Here is a 16,780-nt window from a genome sequence, read left to right as displayed (position 1 = left end):
CGCTTGGGTCTATGACATGAAGTCATGAAACTTGATCGGTTAGGCTGGCTATGAAACGTGAAGAATTGGGCAATCTCGCGATGTTTTTGGCCGTCGCGGAAGAACGTAGTTTTACCAAAGCCGCAGCAAAGCTCGGAATTTCGCAATCTGCGCTGAGCCATACGGTGCGACGTCTGGAAGCCAGATTGGGGCTGCGGTTGCTCACCCGCACGACACGCAGCGTCGCCCCCACGGAGGCCGGTGAACGTCTGATTGAGACGCTGCGACCTGCATTCGATACGATCGATGACAAGCTGGCGACGCTGACGGAGCTTCGCCAACGTCCCGGAGGAACTGTTCGAATTACTTCCAGCGCTCATGCGGCGCGTGCGGTGCTGTGGCCGGTCATCAACCGCCTGACGGGCGAAAATCCTGACTTGAACATCGAAGTCAGTATCGAGGGTGGCTTCGTAGATATCGTTGCCGATCGATATGATGCTGGGGTTCGCCTTGGTGAAGCGTTGGAACAGGACATGATTGCCGTGCCAATCGGTCCCAAACTCCGAATGGCTGCATTCGCTTCTCCATCATACCTGGCTCGCGAGGGAACGCCCTTGACGCCTTATGACCTGGCAAACCACAATTGCATTAGTCTGCGCATGTCTTCGTCCGGCGGACTATATGCCTGGGAATTTGAGCGCGGGGGCAAAGAGCTGAGAGTTAAGGCTGAGGGTCAGTTAGTATTCAACGATGCGCAGCTCATCATAACAGCAGCGCTTTCCGGACATGGCATTGCCTTCATGATCGAGGATCATGTTCTCAATCACTTTTCTGACGGATCCCTTGTTCGGGTGCTCGACGAATGGTGCGAGCCTTTCGATGGATATTATCTGTATTACACCAGTCGCAGACAGCCTTCTCCTGCGTTCCAGATCGTGCTTGAAGCGCTTCGCTACCGGTCCCAATGATGTTCTCGCCTCTCGATTAAATGGCGCGTTTCGCTACGACCTGACTATGAGGGGTGATGGGAAACGGCAGCTTCGTCCCACCATGCGGCGTTCCGCATCCGGCTGCGAACGAGCTTGGCGAAGGCCGTGATCATCGGAGTGAGACCCATCATTGTCCTGGCTGAAGCTAGGCCGATCAGAGTTTTGATGCGGCCGCGCTCCTTTTGCCGAACCCGGCGGCCCTCTCGGCAAGATCAGGACCTGGACGGACAAGCCGATCGACGAGAACGGCATCCGTTTGAGCCCGCGCACGATCCCGTGAAAATTGCAAAGCACCGATCGTGCTCCGCCGCGGCGCCGATAAGAAACCTTTAGATCGAAGCGATGCGTGCCCGATCAGGATCGAGGATGCGCAAACGGCCTCATTACTAATTCGTGCGGATCTGTGTTGAAGCGCGGTACGGACGGTAGGAGGACGAAGTAATTCTAAGTCTCAAAGTCAAACGCTACGGACGATAATTCTTCAGATAAAGCGTGCGCTTTATCGTTTCGTCCAGGAAGCAATTACTATAAACGATTGCGGAGGCCGTGCCTCCGCCAAGTTCATCCATAGCCGCATGGCAGGTACTCTCGCGCTCTTCGAGCCAGGAACGCTGCAGCCCGCGCAACGTGGCTTTTCGTGGCGCGTTGAGCCCGCCCATGACCACTTTGTACGTGTGGTTAAGGCGGGCATCCTGGCGTATATTTTCGCGGCCTAGGCAATCCATAACGCCAGCGGTGACACCTTGTGCCGCGTCGCCGCTTTTCATGCAGCGATCGAACAAAGGTGTGTAGGCCGCCGAAACCTCGGCGTCAGACTGCGCGAGCACCGGCATCGCAGCGATCGTGCCTGCGGCGACGATTGCGATTGCCCAAACTTTCATCATGACCGCCTCAGTCGTTCTGCCATCTTGCCTCAAACTAGCACTAAATTGAAAGATGGCTATATTTTTATTAATCGCTGTGTAATTATCGGTATTCCTGACTCTAGGCTTCCCGCCAGTTTGCCATTGCCCTAGTCGTCGTCGCAGCCGCAGGTGTGGGCCAAGTTCCGACCCCACCGCCGCCCACCCCACCCCAACCCAACCGGCCGGATCATGCCCGGCATTGCCGAACTTGGCGTTACCATGGAGCGCGGGCCACGCTCTCGACAAAGCTGAGGAGCATCGCGAAGCTGGGCGTCAATGGCGCGAGGCTATCGATCTGCGCATCGCGCTGATCGGAATCGACAGTTCGCAGATGGCCACACTAGCGGTTTTCAAACGAGGAAGGACACGTATTCTTTCATTGCGTTTCGAGACGCCATAGCGGATTACTTTGTCGGGTCCCAGTTCTCGGGCAAATCTTCGAATCCTTCGAGTGCGTAGCCTTTATAGCTTGACCCCGTCAGCTCTTCACGATCGCACCGCATAAAGGTTGTCTCGTAACTGTAGCTTGTGATGATCTGGCGGATTTTCAGATCCGGCCGGCGGAAGCTCCAGCCTTCGGTCACCTTGTAAGTCGCAATCTTTGGCGAAGTGGCGACGACGCCAAGGCTATCAATCAGCGTCTGGCTGCTTCCGTCATCGACGCGAATCGGCCTGCGATCTGCTTTTTTCAAGTCTGCCCGATACCGATCTTTCAGGAACGCCAAGCATTTTGCGAAGCTGGAAAAGCGGCGCGATTCCATTGGTGAGGGGGGTAGCTGGCCACTAGCCAATACCGGTGAAACGCAGTTGGCCATCGCGACCATGCCGACAGCACAGTGACGATAGCCATTCATTCCGGCCTTCTTTGTCATCAAATTAGATCGAGGAACGCCCATCTTGAAACCTCCCTCCATGGCAGCTGGCCGGTCGCGGCACCCAAAATAGTGGCACCAATCGCGATCAACCGGCTGCTTCCCAGGCATCAGCGATACAAACTTACCCAGCCGCAATCGGCACAGCGGGATAATCTTCAGCATCCGAAGGGCACTTGCCTTGTTTCATGAGGCTGGGCGTGCCCGGTTCGAACCATTGCGAAGACTGGAAGTCTTCATCGTAGCCCAGCCCGCCGTATATACATACTTCGGGTTCCGACCCATCGGGTGCGAGCACTACAGCCCAGTTCCTATAGTCCTCGGCGTGGTTCTCGCCGCCCCATATCAGCAACCGGCCGCCCTTGACGCGTTTGATCGGGATCCCCAGTTCGCCGTCCTTGTATCGGACGACCGCACGAACCTTCGCGTCTGGCACCGAAGCGGCGATCGCGGCCTTCACCACCGGGTTATCAAGGAAGCGATGCCCCTCCACGACGTCGAAGGGATACTTGCCAATGTAAGGCGTCAGATCGACCGCAGGCGCGATGGAGGGCTGGACGACGAGAGTGGCGTTCGGCGTGGCGGTCTTCGCCGTGATCTCGGGGCCTTGGGTTTGTTCATCGGACGTGCCTGCCGTCTGCCTGCATCCTGCAAGGGCCAGCAAAGCCAAGCCCGTCAAAGCAACCACCTTCATGTCTTCTCCTTGTCTTCATTTCGCTCCAGCTGCCGGGGGTAAGTTGCCGGCCTTACTCAGCCGCCAGCAGCCATTCTTCCATGCGAAGTCGTAGGACTTTGGCATGCCGATCCTGCGCACAAGGGTTCGGCCGTTGCCTTCGCCGTCATCCTGAAAAATCCCGGGCTGGTAAGTTAGACGACAACCCTTGCCGGGCAAGTCCGTCACGTCGACGGCAAGTTCGCGGAAACGCTTGTTTGGATCTGGATTGGACAACGCGACCGAGGACGGATCGAGGTTAGCATAATCGACTTTGCCGATCCGGAAAGGCTCAGAGGGCACGTCGCGGTAGCGGGCACGCACTGCGCCGGAGGCGATGAAGGCTTCCAAAAATTCGTAGAACTCACCTCGCCGGCAGGCGCTGGTCGCCTCCCTCAGAAATTCCTCGGTTTCGGCAGGCGAGGTCGGCTCAGCAGTGGCGGAATACGCAGAACCCGCGAGCATAATTGACGCGCTTGTGCAGATGGATATCCGGCGGAACGCTGAATGTCGCATAGGGCCCTCTGACTGTCCGTACGGGAAGGAAGACTATCCAAAAATAATCAATGTGCAATTGTAATTTGAACGGCGATTAATTTTCGGTATGGTGATGTCCAATCCAGCATTTTGGCAACGGAAGAAATTACGATGGTTTCCTGCAAGCCTGTGGCTTGCGCCGCGCTCGGCGCGGCTCTTGCTATCCTCGCTCCGGGCGTTCAGGCGCGGGAACCGACTGCCAAGCAAGTCGCCGCTGTCGATACCGCCGTCGCGCGGCTTGGCGAAGCGATGCGAAAAGCGGACGCTCTTGAAAAGCAGGGCCGCTTTGTGGACGCCGAGCCTGTTTGGCGCGATGCGCTAAACCAACGACGGCGCCTATTGGGAGAGCGTGATCCGATGGTTGCAGCGGGCATGCAGCGGCTTGCGCGCAACATCGAAATCCAAGGCGACTACAAGCGGGCAGAGCCAATGCGCCGCGCCATTCTAAAACTGCTGCAGACAGATGCGGACTCCGCGCCGATTGTACCGGAGGCCTACTCGGCGCTGGGCTACAACCTGACCATGCAGGGCAAGCTGCATGAGGGCGCGGCGCAAAGCTATAAGGCGCTGGAACTCTTACGGACGGCGGGCAAGGCAGAGGCGCCCGAAGCGGCGCACGCCCTATCGATCGTCGGGCTGACCCTCGACAAGCAGGGGCTCCCCGCCAAAGCCGAGCCGTTCTATCGCCGCGCGCTCGATATCCGGCGTCAGGAGTTGGGCGAGAACGATCTGGATACCGCGACAAGCTACAACAATCTGGCGGCGGCGCTGAGCGGGCAGGGACGCTTCGCCGAAGCGCAAGGTTTGTTCGAGACGGCGCTGGCCATCCGCGAGGCGGATGGCACGGTGCCGGATTTGGTCGCCCAGAATGCACTCAACATTGCGCTCAATCTCGATAGTCAGGGCCAGTCCGGCAAGGCGAAGATGATGTACGGCATCGCGATCAATATGTGGACGAAGCTGTATGGCGCAGAGCACGTCACGACCGCCAGCGGCTATAACGGTCTGGGGATGAACTACTACCGCCAAGACATGTTCTCGATGGCGGCTGTGCAACTAGGCCAAGCCCTGAAGCTGCGCGAAGCGGCACTCGGGCGCTATCATCCCGACACGGCGGAAAGCTACGGCAACCTTGGCATGGCGGAGCGGGCGATGGGTCATGAAAAGGAGGGCAAGGCGCTGATTGCCACGGCGATCGAAATAGACGAGCGCACGCTGGGCGCGAACCATCCGTCCACGCAGGCCCTGCGCAAGGCGCTCGCCTCGGCGCCGCCGGTGCTCAAGACCGAATCGGTGGTGGTGGATTATTGAGGGCTTCCTAAGCCGGACCTAAGCAGCCTGGGGGGCGACGCGCGGTTAATTCGGGCCTACGAAAAAGTACCCGACGGACAGCGATCGGTTGCGGCCGCAGTAACCCGGTTTGTTGTCACTCTGCGTGATTGTCAGCGGCGGTCTGGTGCGGACCAGTGAGATGGCTGGCCGTCGGCTCAGTGATCTGTGCGGTCCAGCGGCCATGTGCATCGCTGGCGGTGTTGCCCTGGGCATCGCAGACCCGGCGCCCGACCGACGGTTCTGACGTGTTCGCCGCGAACGAGGCGGTTCCGGACAGGCGACGGCGGATCTCGCCGGAAACGTTACGCCACTTGCCGATCAATCCGGCGGGCGGGGACAGCCGGATCGCGTTAGGAAGGCAAGTCGGCGGCGCAGGGTACTGGCGAGGTCCTTGGCCGAACGCGGGCCCATGCAGGTGTCGTCGCGGCGGCCAGTCATGAACCATTGCTGATCCTGGTTCAGCAGCTTGGCGGAGGCGCTGTCGAACTGTGTCAGCAGCCTCCTGTACCGTGCGGCGATCTGGCGGTCGAGCGAGGCCAGCCCAGAATTGCGCAGATCAGCTTCTTGTTGCACGAGGACGCCTTGCGGCAATCGAACGAGGGCGCGGCGGCCAGGCAGGGTTGACGGTGGGCAGCAGGCGGCAACGCCGATGTCCGCACATGCGCTCAGCATCCGGACGGGCATGATCGCTCCTCCAGGATCGAAAGGCACCTTCATGAAGATGAAGTGGTCATATAGAACGATGTTTCGTAATCTTGCGGCCACCACGCCCTGCAAAAATGATCGCTGTCGATTTTTAATTTGAACGGCGATCATTTTACGCTAGGTTGCCCCCGTTATCATGGATATCGAAGAGGTTCGACATGGCTTTCGCTAAGCATGCCGCCGCCGCCGCCGTCATGCTGATCGCGTCGACCTTCAGAGGAACGGTTTCTGCCCGCGCGGAAGAGGTCACCCAGATCCATGCAACGCTGAACGGCTTGTCGCGGGCCGACCTTGCAGGGCCGTCACCGCGTTTCTTGGCTATGCTGGAGCGGTGGTTTCCCAAGTACACTGAGCAGGGTCCCTGCGGGCCCGGCGCCGACCTGATATCATCAGATGCCGTCTGCGAATGGCGTGCGCCGGGGGCGAACACCAGCGGCGCGATCCTGCCGGACATGTTCGTGTCGCTGTCTCGCCGCAAGCTCGACAGCGTCGTGTTCTGGGGCGAAATGCCGCTCAACACCCGCAACTGGCAATGCAAGCGGGTGCTAAACAGGGAAGTCTCCACGATCTGCATCTCGCTGGTAGTGCCGGCCGAGCAGCGCACGCGGCTGATTGCGGACTGGGAAGCGCTGCTCGCCCGTATCGCGCCGGGCGCGTAACACCGACTTATGTATCTTTGCATCCGACCGGAAAGGAACCGCAATGAGAATGCTTCAATTGGCGCTGCTGGCGGCCGCCGCAGCGCCGATATCCGCCGTTTGGGGCGCTGCGCCGCCGCAGCACGACTGGAATACGTACGGCAATGCGCGGTTTGAATTTCTGATCTGCTTCCCGGCGGACCTGCTGACCCCGCAGCCGGAGGCGGACAACGGCGACGGGCGCGTGTTCGTTGCGGCGGATGGAACGCGACTGGAGGTATGGGGCACCTTCAATGCGCAAAACCTCACGCCCGCGCAGGTGCTGGCGGCGGAAACCGCGCACATCACCGGTGAGCATGGAACGATCACCTACAAGGCGTCGAAGCCGGGCTGGTACGCCTTGTCGGGAACAATGGATGGCAAGGTGTTCTACCAGCGCGGCCTGTCCGATACGGTGCGCTTCGCCAGCTTCCGGTTAGTCTATCCCAAGGCGGCTGCGGCCACCTGGAATCCTGTCGCCGCCCGCATTTCCGAGTGCCTGAAGGGAGCGAAAGGAACATGATCGGGCTGAGCAGAGCGGGCGGCGCGGCGATGGCACGCGTCCTCGCGGGGCTTCTGCTGGCCGGTCAGGCCTTGCCTGCCGCAGCCGTCGTGGCTGCGCCCGATCCATCAAGCGAGGCCCCGGCGAGGCAGACCCAGCCGATGGACGATCCGGCATGGCTGGCGCAGTGCGTGAAGAAGGCGGAAGCCGAGGGCGAAGGCACCACGTTGGGCTGGGGGCACTGTATGGTCGACCACCGCGAAGCGCTCAAGACCGCGCAGGCGGGGATCGTGGCGCGCATTGGCAAGGCCCTGGAAGGCAAAGGCCCTGCCGGAACCGATTACTCCCGCGCGGCAGCCTCTTTCGCCGAGGCGCAGCGGCACTGGACGGCCTTTGCCGAGGCCGACTGCGGTATCATCGACGATGTGTTTGGCTATGGCACTGCGCAAGGGCTGGCGGGGGAGGATTGCGTGATCGCGCACTACCAACGCCGCAACGAGGAATTGCGGGAATTGGAGAAAGCCTACTTCAGCAGCACAAGCGATCCATAAGGACCAGCATGCAATGAAGATAGGACAATGGTTGCACGCGCTGATCAGCCGCAATTTCGAAGGCAGCGGAGCAGATGGCAAACCGACCGGGCGCATTACGGCGGAGCGCCTGGACGCTATATTCTCATACGCCAGAGGTACGACGGTGGAATCGATCGGCGCGCTGCACCATGCCCCCCGTCGTCTGAAGTTTAACCTGCATTTTCATCCCGACCCGTTCGAGATCGACATGCGCTGTGCGGATGCCCTATCGCCGCGACGAGATCATCGTCCATCCCGCTCACCTTGCCTTTTCGTACATGCCCTGCTTTGCCAAAATCTCGCTGGTGGATGGCTGCGTGCAATACCGCTGGAGCGAGACCGGGCAGGTGCGCTGTTATGACTGCCCGTAACCCGGGATTCCGCGCGGATCGCACTGACCGACGATGCCTTCGAGCTGTGGGAGGCTAACCAGGAGGAACGGCGCATCGCGGACGCCGCCCGCCCAGTTCATGCCGGTCCCGTCGACCGGACCGTCCCGATGGCACTCATCCGCCATTACATCGCGCATGCCGATCCACATTACCTGTTCGATGTGCTCGCCAGACACCGACGAAATCGTGCTGTGGGTCGACCGCGGCGAGGAGGAGGATGAGATCGCGACAAAATGCCCAGCCTTGCTGGGCTTGCCGGCGCTGTCCGCGCGCTTCGATGACTTGTGGCTGGAGATCACGCGCGGAGGGGCGCTTACGCGCATTGATTACGGAGGCGGGGATGCCGACCGCGCCGAGACTCTGGCAGCGCTTGCCGAGGTGCTCCGCCTAGACTTCGAGCTGCACAATTGCAAGGACAGTCAGGGCAATAGCGATGCCGCATTCCTGCCTTTGCCGCGCACCGACTGGGAGATGCTGGAACGTGACTACCCCGCGGAGGTGGCCCGGCTTTTCACGCCGGCAATGGCAACATTGAAGATCTTTCGATAAAGGAATGGCTGTGGTTCGTGTACGTTTTCTCGCTTTGACCTTGTGCCTTACTGCCGCGCCTGCCGCTGCATCCACCACCCCTGATCGCCAGTCAGCCATGACTGCGGAGGCGGACAGGGTAGCGGCCACCCTCGATCCAGTTTCCGCCGAGGTGCTACGCGGTAACCAGAGGGCGTGGAAAATTTGGGCACAGGCGCTCGCAAAAAGAGCGGCTGTCATGGTGCGGGAAGGCAAGGCAAGCGCGCAGGATCTGGAGGAGGTGACGGCATCGCTAAAGGATCAGCGACACCAGTTCCTCTCCAGCATCCGGCCCGGCGACTGGCAGGGCATGAAAGGCGGCTGGAGCGATGGGATGAAGGAAGTCCTGCTCGACCTGAACGATAGAGGCCATGCCAAGATAGTCAGCATTTCCCATACCCTTGATAGAGGCAAAGGTATCTGCGTCATCGAGGGATCTGCGGCTTCGGCGGGTGATGGCATCGTAGTGACGCCAACAGATAGCTCAGGCCATGTCATCCTTATACGCCGCCTCGGTATCGCGCTGGCGATCGAGGACGAGAGCGTGCGGCCGGGCAGTTTGGCGCCCTACTGCCAGCTCGGCGGTGCGCTGGTGGGACAGTATTTCCGCATCGAGGGGGCCGACAAGGTCGTACCCTGGCTGCTTTACTGAAAGCGTCAGGGCACGGGGAGAGTGCGGCGCTTGAGTCCTTCCGGGGTGTTGGCAGCGGTTGCAATCATGACTTTGCGCAGACAACTGCTTTCCATGTCCCTCCCGCTCGGCAGCCCGCCCTCCTGCCGATCGAGCGTGAAGGTCATGATGCGCCCTTCCGGCCCGCGATAGAGCGGGTAGCCCGGGCCACCATCGGTCACGAACGTCTGGGAAACGGTGGTGAGGTCCTGCCACCCCGCACTCTTCGCCGCTGCCGCCAACCGTGCGGCGGTCAGGCAGCCATCGGGGCCGGTTGCGCCGTTCTTAGTCTCGAGCGTCAGATCGATCTCGACATCGAGCTTGTCCAGGCCGACGAGCCGGCGCGGATCTGCGCCAGTCTCGAAGACGGCGGGCTGGTCGTCGCCGAGCGGGAAAGCCGCCTCACGGACGGCAATCAGCATCTTCCAGTCCTTACCACTTGCCATTGTCGCATACGCAGTCATGCGGCGTTCGCTGCGGATCGGCTTGATCCCCGGAAGCCCGAAACTCAGTGCCAAGCCGACATGCTCTATGCGAGTGCCGCTGGCACGCTCGATCAGATGTGCGATGCGCCCGCCCAGATCGGTTTCGTCGTAAGGGCAGGTCGCGGTACCTAGCGCCTGCGTCTCCAGTTCGGCGCTGGGCATGTCCGAACCGGGGCGGCACAAAGTCAGCCGCGTGGCCGGTTCGGGCTGCGCGACCGCCGCAGGGGCCCAAGCTGCAAGCAGGACAGCGACAAAAACGGGGGCAATCTTGCGCATGGGTCTGAATCTCCATCGTGGCGAGGGGAAGGTGCGACATAAATAGACATCAGTCAATTATATATTGAACATTGATTATTTTGTGGCAAGTTAGGTTCCTGACCCAAGATGCGATCAAGGAAGGACCGTTCATGACCGTCACGAATCTGGGCTACGCCATCGCTCTGGCCCTCGCGGCAACCACGGTTGCATCGGCTCATGCGGCCGAGCGTGGCGACCCGTCGTTGGATTGCGCTGCAGCGTACATGGACGAGGTATCGCGCGCGATCTGCGCTGACCCGGCAAGCGCTGCGCTTGACCGCAGGATCACGGCTCGCTTCGAAACCGTGCGCCGGGACCTTCCCGAAGATGCAGCCATGGCGCTCGCCGATGACCAGCATTACTTCGAGGAACTGCGCGGCCTCGCCTATCGGGCCTCGGGCGGCAACGCGGCAGCCTTGCAGGCGGTGCTGGCTGAGCGTGCGGCGTTTCTTGACGCGGTGGTTCTCGGCGGGCCCGAGTTGCGCGCGGGAACCTGGCGCAACTTCACCGGAACAGTCGCGGTGACTGACGACGGCAGCGTGATGATCGTTGAGGCGCAGCCTGCCTACGGGCAAAGCATATGCCGGGTTACCGGCAGCCTGGGAGCATCAGCGATGGCGGGCAAGGTGACGCTGCACGGGCAACCCCGTCGCAGCGTGAGGCTTGAACGGTTTGGCACCGTCATGGTCGTCACCGACAGCGCCATGTCGGCCGAAAGTCCCTGCGCGCTGGGCGGTGAGCCATTCTTCCGGGTCGCCGTTCAGCCTGAGGCGGACGGCGTCACGGAACCGTGAAATCCTCGCATGGAGGCAGCGGCACGTTGGGTCGGTAGGCGTGGGCCGCAGCATTAAAAGTATAGCGGCGACTGTACGTACAGATCTTGTCGGTTTCCTCGACGAGGTCCGTTTGGGTTAGCGCAGGCATCTCCAGCGAGTCCGCCTGACGGCTCACCCCGCGCGGAAAATTGGTGGCCTTCACCACCAGGATAAGGTCGGGCATGCCGCTTTGCGTGCCCCCGTGAGTGCTGGGCGCCGACGCCAGGGTGCTCGTCAGAGTATATTGATCGGCGCAGGCATCGAGTCGCTGCTTCATGTCTTTTTCGTCAAAGCAGGCCCGGATAGAGATGTCGCTGCTGTAGGGCGCCTCCATTACTGCGACCGGTTCACTCCCCTGCTTTTGGCCCAAGCGCACGAGCATCAGGCGTTGAAAGATCACTTCAGCATTGCCGCCGGAATACATTTTGCTGCGCTGCACGCCGACCCCGACGAGTACGCCGCTGCCGTCGCTCAGGCGCAGCACCGAGGGAAGGGGTCGGAACCGATCGTCGTCCTGCTCCTTCTTCGCGGTCCATTGCGCGACGGGCTTGCCTTTGCGAGTGACAACGAAGGCACCTTCTGGCGTGCCGGTGACACACAGGCCGCCTTCTTCGGTGCAGAGCGGGGCGTCCTTGCTGGCCTGCGTCAGCGCCTCGAAGCTTTGACCTATCGCAGTTGGGGAGGCGGCAAGGGCGGCGGCCATCATCAGGATAGGGGGCATGGGTTTACCTCAAACTGCTTTGGGGAAGAAATGTGGCTCACTCGAAATTCGGGCCGACCGGCAGGCCGTCCACGTAAACTTGGCGGCGTGTCACGGTGCGCACTTCCACCTTGCCGGTGGCTAGACCATTTTCGATCTGGCGGTTCTGTTCTGCGGTGCGCACCGGATTACGCTCATTGGGGCCCCAGGCTCCGTTGCTCAGATGGTAGCGCGTCGATCCATTGTTGGTCACAATCACCGCCTCTCGACTGCCCGGTGTGTACCAGACCACGCAGGTGGCGCTGGTGTAGCAGGCCGAATAACTGCTGAGCTGGTCGTAGAGAGCGGCAGGTAATTGCGCGCCGCGGGGAAGAACGATGAGATGATCGCGATTATATGGTTGCGGCTTGCCTTCTGCCAACTGGCGTGGTTCCAGCGCATAACGGCTGTTTTCCTTGAGCGCATAAGCGGCCGCAGTGCGGATCTCCTTCGTGCGGCCTTGCTTCGCCAGCCGGGCCACGGCGTCTTTACCGGCCCGGCCGAAATCGAAGCGCAGTGCGGCCCAGTCGAACTGCTTAAGCGGAACGCGGCCGCTTTCCAGCATTGCCACCTGATCGCGCGCGGACATCGCGCCGAAGTTGAGCAGCGGGGTGGCCAGCACCAGCGCCAGCACCGCAAGGCCCATCGCAAGTGCAGGTTGGCGGCGCGCAGGTACGGCGCTGCACCAAGCCGGCGATGCGCCAGCGTGACGATGTAGGCGAGGCCGTAGGCGCAGGCGATGCCGGAGAAGATCACCGCCCACAGCCGGTCGGGTGTCAGGCCGTACTGGTGGAGGCGCAGGCCGATCGAGAGCGCGGCGATCAGTGCCAGCGGCAGCATGCACACCCCTAGCGCGCCGACGCTTGCGCGTAGCAGGGGGCTGCGCGCTTCGTGCGGCTGTTCCTCGCCAATCACCGCGTTGGCAAGGCAGAGCGCGCCGACGATGCAGCTCAGCAGGATCGGACTTGTCGAGCGCGTTGCGCCCCACAAGGGTGCAAGGCCGGTGAACGGGATCGCCGCGAGGAAAACTAGCAGGCCGATCGCCAGCAATGGCGCGAGGACCGAGAGGATTGTCGTCACCACCCGCTGCATGAGCGCAAGGATATGGTCGCGGTCGCGCAGCATGGCGATGCCCGCGCCCAGCGCGGCGCCGCTCAGCGTCAGCATCATCCAGGCATCGTTCAGCAGTTCGGCAAGGATCACGATGCCGATCAGCTTGAACAGCTGTCCCAGCAGCGTCGCCATTGCCCAGACCACGCCAACGAAGGCCCATGCTGCCAGCCACAGCACCACGTCGCCCCAGGCGTGGCGATATGCCTCGGGATAGGGGATCGCGCGGCTCAGCGGCCCCTCGGACGGCTGCGCCCCGCGCCAGGCCTGGAACAGCGGGGTGCAGATCGCCACCGCCAGCGCGGCACACGCTACCCGCCAGGCATCCTCGCCTTCACCGAACGGACCGTTGAAGTAGACCGTCAGCCCCACCAGCGCGCCGCCGACAATCGCGAAAGCGATGTTCCAGCCCAGTTTCCCGCGTTCGACCACGAAGCCGAGCAGCACGGCGGCGATCGCGATGAAACTGGCCGCCGCCGCCCGCAGGTCCGCGTGATCGAGGTTCGGCAGGTACTTGTCCGGCCGGATGATCCAGTAGATTAGCAGACCGGACAGTCCGCCTAGCAGTGCAAGGCCCCAAGCACGCAGCGGCCAGGTTGGGTTTTGCGTTTCATCCGGTCCAGCAAAAATGTTCATGGCCGTTTTCGAGGCTCCGCTTGTCTGGTGATCTGCGACCGCCATGCCGCTTTGCCATGGAACGTTGCCGTGCAATCCGTCTTCGGCACCAATATGCCGGCCAAATATACATCGATCAATTCATAATTTGATCGATGTTCAAAAAATTCAAGAATAGAAAGGCACCCGGCTTAAGACATAGGTGCCGTTCTTGGGCGAGAATACCAGCTGGTTGGCGAATTCCGGTGAATCCAGCAGGTATTCGCCCTTGACGATCGGCCCGGGGGCCTCGCCGTCATCGCTGCCGGGTTTGAAGGCGCGGACTTTGCCAGCACGGATCGCGGCGATCACGGAAGGGGTGAATATCTGGTCGTACCGGACGAGGAACTGCGCGCGCGTGGCGGCGCTGCGGTCAACCTCGCCGCCCGCGAAGTCCTTGAACGGCAGGGCAATCATTGCAGCGACCTTTGCCTTGTCTCCGGCCAGAACCGCAGCTCGGAAGCCTGCGAAGAAGCGGTCGAAGCCCTGCCGCGCCGGGGCGGCGATGGCCTGCGGGGCGGGAAGCGCCGGCGTAATCGAGACGGCTAGAGCAAGCGCGGCGGTGGTCATTCGGTAGTGCATGGCAGGCTCCTCACATCGATTCGTCAGTCATCGCGGACAACTGCCAGCAGTCGCCGACCGGCTGGAATTGGTAGCGCAGCTGATACCCGGTATCCGGCTTGGCCAGCACGACCTCGAACTTTCCGCCGCCTTTGGGGGCGGTGCGCATTTCAAGCCCATCGCGGCGGCGCTCCGCACCCAGCGGCATTATCGGAAAGCCGAGCGCCGCCTTGGGCAAACTTGACGTAACCATGCGCGGCTCCGGCTCAGTTTCCGCATCGATCCGGCCGGAAGACAGCGGATCCGCGACATGGGCGCGCTGAATATCCGCGTTGGCGGCGAACGCTGCGAGGAAGGTGTTGAAGCTCCTGCCGGGGCAAGCGGGCGCCGCAGCCATTGCGGGCGCGGCGGAGATGGCGCCGGCCAGTGCTGCGATCATCAGGGAAGTTCGAATCATTGGGGGCTCCGTCATCGGGTGGAATCGGTTTGATAGGCGTGGCTGGCGGCACTGAAGCGCCACACCGAGCCGTCGGCGGGCTTGGCGCGCCGCGCCTGGCCATCAGGTCCGGGCAGCGTGCCTGTCTGCGTGGACTGCAGTTCCGGCCATCCCGCCACGGTCTTGCCGGTCAGCGCCAGCTTGCCCCAGGAGCGATAGCATTTCTCCGGCGCGGTTTCCCGGTCACAGTCGTTCCAGTTGTCGGAGGCATCGACGATCTCGCCGCCGAAGGACCACGTGCCGGGCTTCGCCGGGTCGGAGCGGAACAGCACATGGCCATGCAGGTTCACGCCGCCGCCAGCCATCGTCACGGTGGGATAGCCGACCAGTGCGCTGCCGCCCTGCAGAGGCTGTTCCAGGTAGGCGGCATCGCCGTCGTCGTCGGACATCGAGGGGTTGCCGGTATTGTTGACGTAGACCTCGCCCAGATCGATCTGCCGTCCTATCAACGTCCAGGCGTTGTCACGCAGTCCGTATGTGACTTGTGCGATCGGCATCTTCGCGGTCGTGCCCAACAGGTCGCTGACGCCATCGCGCGGGCGGCCTATGGCGACCACGGTGTACGTCTTCAGGCCTGTTAATTCGGTGGTGAAGCTGAACCAGTAGGACCATTCCCGGCCGCCGAGTGTGCAGGCTTGGTCTTCCGCCACTGAGCGGCATACCGCACCTATCGCCTGGTTATAGTCGGGCGGGAAGGGATCGCGCGCGGCCCGTGCGAAGGCCGAAGGCGCACTGGATGAAAGCATGAAGGCGACAAGGCCGAGCGTACCACTCATCACAGGCTTGGTGATCGCGTTTCTGGTCATGGGCGCCTCAGTTCATGGCGTTCAGGAAGGCTCGCCAACTGGCTGCCCAGTGCGCGCGGTGCGCCGGGGTGGCGGACTGGACGCTGCACACGTTCAGGAAGTTGTCCGGATTGACCGGATCGACCGGCTCGCAGGCCCAAATCTGCGCGTCGAGCTGGCGCGGCCAGGATGTGACCACACTGACGAGCGCGTGGTCCTCGATGCCAATGAGCAGGTCAAAATCCTCCTCGTTGTCGTCCGTGGACCACATGCAGGCGCCGTCGAAATCCGGGTTCTGGCCTGCTGGCAGCGGACAAGGATCGCTCTGGCCTGGAAACAGCGAGGCAAGGAACGCCTTGCCGGGGCCGTTGTTCACGTCCAGATCTAGCGGTCCCAGCGTGCCTAGCGCCAACACGGCCCGGTCGGGGGGCGGCGTTGTCAGGGCGGAGGCGCTGCCGCTGCCTGCCAGCAAGGCGGCTGCGGCGATCGCGGTGTAGCGAGATATCTTTCGCACGACGGGTTTTCCCCTTTTCCGACTTTGCGGTGAACCGGGCATGGATAGGGTGCGCGTCCATCGCCGTTCCGATGATTCGGCTGTCCACGATGCGGCATGCCAGAGCGGACACGTTAGTAGACCTGGCGGGAATCACGGACATGGCGCATCCAAGCTGTTGATTCTGGCCAAAGGTCTATAGGGGAATTGATCGACGATCAATTAAAAATTCGACGATGTACATTTTTGAGTTGTTTGTTATGGTGAACGCCTATGGGTCGCAGATCAGATCACAGCCGCAAAGAGCTGGAGCACATGCTCATCGTTGAAGGCCACAAACACATGGCTGACGTGGGATTCGCGCGGTTTTCGGCGAGGGAAGTCGCCAAGCGGATCGGATACTCGATCGGTACGCTGTATAATGTGTTCGGAACGTATGATCAGCTTATCATCGCTATCAATACACGCACGTTTGTCTTGTGGACAACCTACATCCGCAATGCGTTGGAAAAAGGCGGAGAAGACCGCATCCGTGCGTTGGTGGAAGGTTACTTCGGCTTTGCCCATACCAACCGCAACGCATGGATGGCGATCTACGACCACCACTTGCCACCTGACGTGACGATGCCGCCCGAGCATGACGTGCTCCGCGGCCAGTTGACCGACGTTGTAGTGGAGGAAGTGCGCGCCGCCCTCCCGGCCGCCTGTCAGGCAGAGGCGCCGCGTTTGGCGCGTTCACTTGTGGCGACGGTGCACGGCCACTGCATGTTCGACATCAACGGGTCCTTCGCGCTTATGGGCGAAAAGGATCCGATGGCGTTGGCGCTTGCCCGCGTTCGCGAAAGCCTCTCGGCCGCTCGCACAAGCTGTTGAAAATGCTCTGGCTGCGGTGAAATTAATCGCCGTCCAGAATTATATTGAACACCGATCATAA

General features: G+C 61.5%; 23 protein-coding genes. 10 read left to right on the top strand and 13 right to left on the bottom strand.

What is annotated here, in order from left to right; translation table 11 throughout:
• Positions 1–50: 50 nt before the first annotated feature.
• Positions 51–947, top strand: coding sequence for a LysR family transcriptional regulator (locus EDF58_RS20790; RefSeq protein ID WP_132269071.1), 897 nt, complete (start codon positions 51–53; stop codon positions 945–947).
• A 485-nt stretch (positions 948–1,432) separates the two neighbouring features.
• Here the strand turns inward: EDF58_RS20790 and EDF58_RS20785 are convergent, their stop codons facing one another.
• From EDF58_RS20785 to EDF58_RS20770, 4 genes are all read right to left on the bottom strand, one after another.
• A complete protein-coding gene (locus EDF58_RS20785) occupies positions 1,433–1,852 on the bottom strand; it encodes a lysozyme inhibitor LprI family protein (RefSeq protein WP_132269069.1) in 420 nt (139 codons plus the stop codon).
• 425 nt (positions 1,853–2,277) lie between these two features.
• The gene (locus tag EDF58_RS20780; RefSeq protein ID WP_132269067.1) at positions 2,278–2,910 is read right to left on the bottom strand and encodes a hypothetical protein; all 633 of its coding nucleotides are present in this window, start codon (positions 2,908–2,910) and stop codon (positions 2,278–2,280) included.
• Entirely contained in the window at positions 2,870–3,439 is a 570-nt protein-coding gene (locus EDF58_RS20775) for a hypothetical protein (RefSeq protein WP_132269065.1), read from the bottom strand. Before EDF58_RS20775 ends, EDF58_RS20780 begins: the two co-directional genes overlap by 41 nt.
• A 15-nt stretch (positions 3,440–3,454) precedes the next feature.
• Positions 3,455–3,922 carry a hypothetical protein gene (locus EDF58_RS20770; protein WP_132269064.1) on the bottom strand — a complete coding sequence of 156 codons (468 nt, stop codon included), beginning with the start codon at positions 3,920–3,922 and terminating at the stop codon, positions 3,455–3,457.
• Positions 3,923–4,105: 183 nt separating this feature from the next.
• On the opposite strand from EDF58_RS20770, the gene EDF58_RS20765 reads away from it, so the two are divergent.
• Positions 4,106–5,305: a tetratricopeptide repeat protein gene (locus tag EDF58_RS20765; protein ID WP_165921503.1), complete on the top strand. Its 1,200-nt coding sequence runs from the start codon at positions 4,106–4,108 to the stop codon at positions 5,303–5,305.
• A 339-nt stretch (positions 5,306–5,644) separates the two neighbouring features.
• On the opposite strand, the gene EDF58_RS20755 is transcribed toward EDF58_RS20765, so the two are convergent.
• On the bottom strand, positions 5,645–6,142 hold the full coding sequence (locus EDF58_RS20755; RefSeq protein ID WP_132269058.1) for a hypothetical protein: 498 nt from the start codon (positions 6,140–6,142) through the stop codon (positions 5,645–5,647).
• Positions 6,143–6,189: 47 nt separating this feature from the next.
• On the opposite strand from EDF58_RS20755, the gene EDF58_RS20750 reads away from it, so the two are divergent.
• The 6 genes from EDF58_RS20750 to EDF58_RS20725 all read left to right on the top strand — a co-directional run bounded on the left by EDF58_RS20750 (position 6,190) and on the right by EDF58_RS20725 (position 9,393).
• A complete protein-coding gene (locus EDF58_RS20750; protein ID WP_132269056.1) occupies positions 6,190–6,690 on the top strand; it encodes a hypothetical protein in 501 nt (166 codons plus the stop codon).
• Between the two features lie 49 nt (positions 6,691–6,739).
• Positions 6,740–7,231, top strand: coding sequence for a hypothetical protein (locus EDF58_RS20745; RefSeq protein WP_132269054.1), 492 nt, complete (start codon positions 6,740–6,742; stop codon positions 7,229–7,231).
• Complete coding sequence (locus tag EDF58_RS20740; protein ID WP_132269052.1) at positions 7,228–7,761, top strand: lysozyme inhibitor LprI family protein; 534 nt, start codon at positions 7,228–7,230, stop codon at positions 7,759–7,761. Before EDF58_RS20745 ends, EDF58_RS20740 begins: the two co-directional genes overlap by 4 nt.
• A gap of 13 nt (positions 7,762–7,774) precedes the next feature.
• Positions 7,775–8,143: a hypothetical protein gene (locus tag EDF58_RS20735; RefSeq protein WP_132269050.1), complete on the top strand. Its 369-nt coding sequence runs from the start codon at positions 7,775–7,777 to the stop codon at positions 8,141–8,143.
• Positions 8,144–8,309: 166 nt separating this feature from the next.
• Entirely contained in the window at positions 8,310–8,723 is a 414-nt protein-coding gene (locus EDF58_RS20730) for a hypothetical protein (RefSeq protein WP_132269048.1), read from the top strand.
• A gap of 10 nt (positions 8,724–8,733) precedes the next feature.
• Entirely contained in the window at positions 8,734–9,393 is a 660-nt protein-coding gene (locus EDF58_RS20725; RefSeq protein WP_165921502.1) for a hypothetical protein, read from the top strand.
• 5 nt (positions 9,394–9,398) lie between these two features.
• Here EDF58_RS20725 and EDF58_RS20720 read toward each other — a convergent pair whose 3' ends face one another.
• Positions 9,399–10,172, bottom strand: a complete 774-nt coding sequence (locus EDF58_RS20720; protein ID WP_132269044.1) for a hypothetical protein — start codon at positions 10,170–10,172, stop codon at positions 9,399–9,401.
• Positions 10,173–10,303: 131 nt separating this feature from the next.
• On the opposite strand from EDF58_RS20720, the gene EDF58_RS20715 reads away from it, so the two are divergent.
• Positions 10,304–10,987 (top strand): DUF1311 domain-containing protein, encoded by a 684-nt coding sequence (locus EDF58_RS20715; RefSeq protein WP_132269042.1) that lies wholly within the window; start codon positions 10,304–10,306, stop codon positions 10,985–10,987.
• On the opposite strand, the gene EDF58_RS20710 is transcribed toward EDF58_RS20715, so the two are convergent.
• The 7 genes from EDF58_RS20710 to EDF58_RS20680 all read right to left on the bottom strand — a co-directional run bounded on the left by EDF58_RS20710 (position 10,974) and on the right by EDF58_RS20680 (position 15,867).
• A complete protein-coding gene (locus EDF58_RS20710; RefSeq protein ID WP_132269040.1) occupies positions 10,974–11,729 on the bottom strand; it encodes a hypothetical protein in 756 nt (251 codons plus the stop codon). The genes EDF58_RS20715 and EDF58_RS20710 overlap by 14 nt on opposite strands.
• Positions 11,730–11,766: 37 nt before the next feature.
• Positions 11,767–11,961 (bottom strand): hypothetical protein, encoded by a 195-nt coding sequence (locus EDF58_RS20705; protein WP_132269038.1) that lies wholly within the window; start codon positions 11,959–11,961, stop codon positions 11,767–11,769.
• A 2-nt stretch (positions 11,962–11,963) separates the two neighbouring features.
• Positions 11,964–13,538: a DUF4153 domain-containing protein gene (locus tag EDF58_RS20700; RefSeq protein WP_132269037.1), complete on the bottom strand. Its 1,575-nt coding sequence runs from the start codon at positions 13,536–13,538 to the stop codon at positions 11,964–11,966.
• Positions 13,539–13,640: 102 nt separating this feature from the next.
• The gene (locus EDF58_RS20695; protein WP_132269035.1) at positions 13,641–14,093 is read right to left on the bottom strand and encodes a hypothetical protein; all 453 of its coding nucleotides are present in this window, start codon (positions 14,091–14,093) and stop codon (positions 13,641–13,643) included.
• Between the two features lie 10 nt (positions 14,094–14,103).
• Positions 14,104–14,511 carry a hypothetical protein gene (locus tag EDF58_RS20690; protein WP_132269033.1) on the bottom strand — a complete coding sequence of 136 codons (408 nt, stop codon included), beginning with the start codon at positions 14,509–14,511 and terminating at the stop codon, positions 14,104–14,106.
• A 29-nt stretch (positions 14,512–14,540) separates the two neighbouring features.
• A complete protein-coding gene (locus EDF58_RS20685; RefSeq protein ID WP_132269031.1) occupies positions 14,541–15,374 on the bottom strand; it encodes a hypothetical protein in 834 nt (277 codons plus the stop codon).
• 7 nt (positions 15,375–15,381) lie between these two features.
• Positions 15,382–15,867 (bottom strand): hypothetical protein, encoded by a 486-nt coding sequence (locus tag EDF58_RS20680; protein ID WP_132269029.1) that lies wholly within the window; start codon positions 15,865–15,867, stop codon positions 15,382–15,384.
• 294 nt (positions 15,868–16,161) lie between these two features.
• Between EDF58_RS20680 and EDF58_RS20675 the strand changes: the two genes are divergently transcribed.
• Positions 16,162–16,719: a TetR/AcrR family transcriptional regulator gene (locus tag EDF58_RS20675; protein ID WP_243654406.1), complete on the top strand. Its 558-nt coding sequence runs from the start codon at positions 16,162–16,164 to the stop codon at positions 16,717–16,719.
• Positions 16,720–16,780 lie beyond the last annotated feature (61 nt).

This window comes from Novosphingobium sp. PhB57, from assembly GCF_004342985.1.
Classification (GTDB): domain Bacteria; phylum Pseudomonadota; class Alphaproteobacteria; order Sphingomonadales; family Sphingomonadaceae; genus Novosphingobium.
This window is presented reverse-complemented; position numbering and strand designations above follow the sequence as displayed.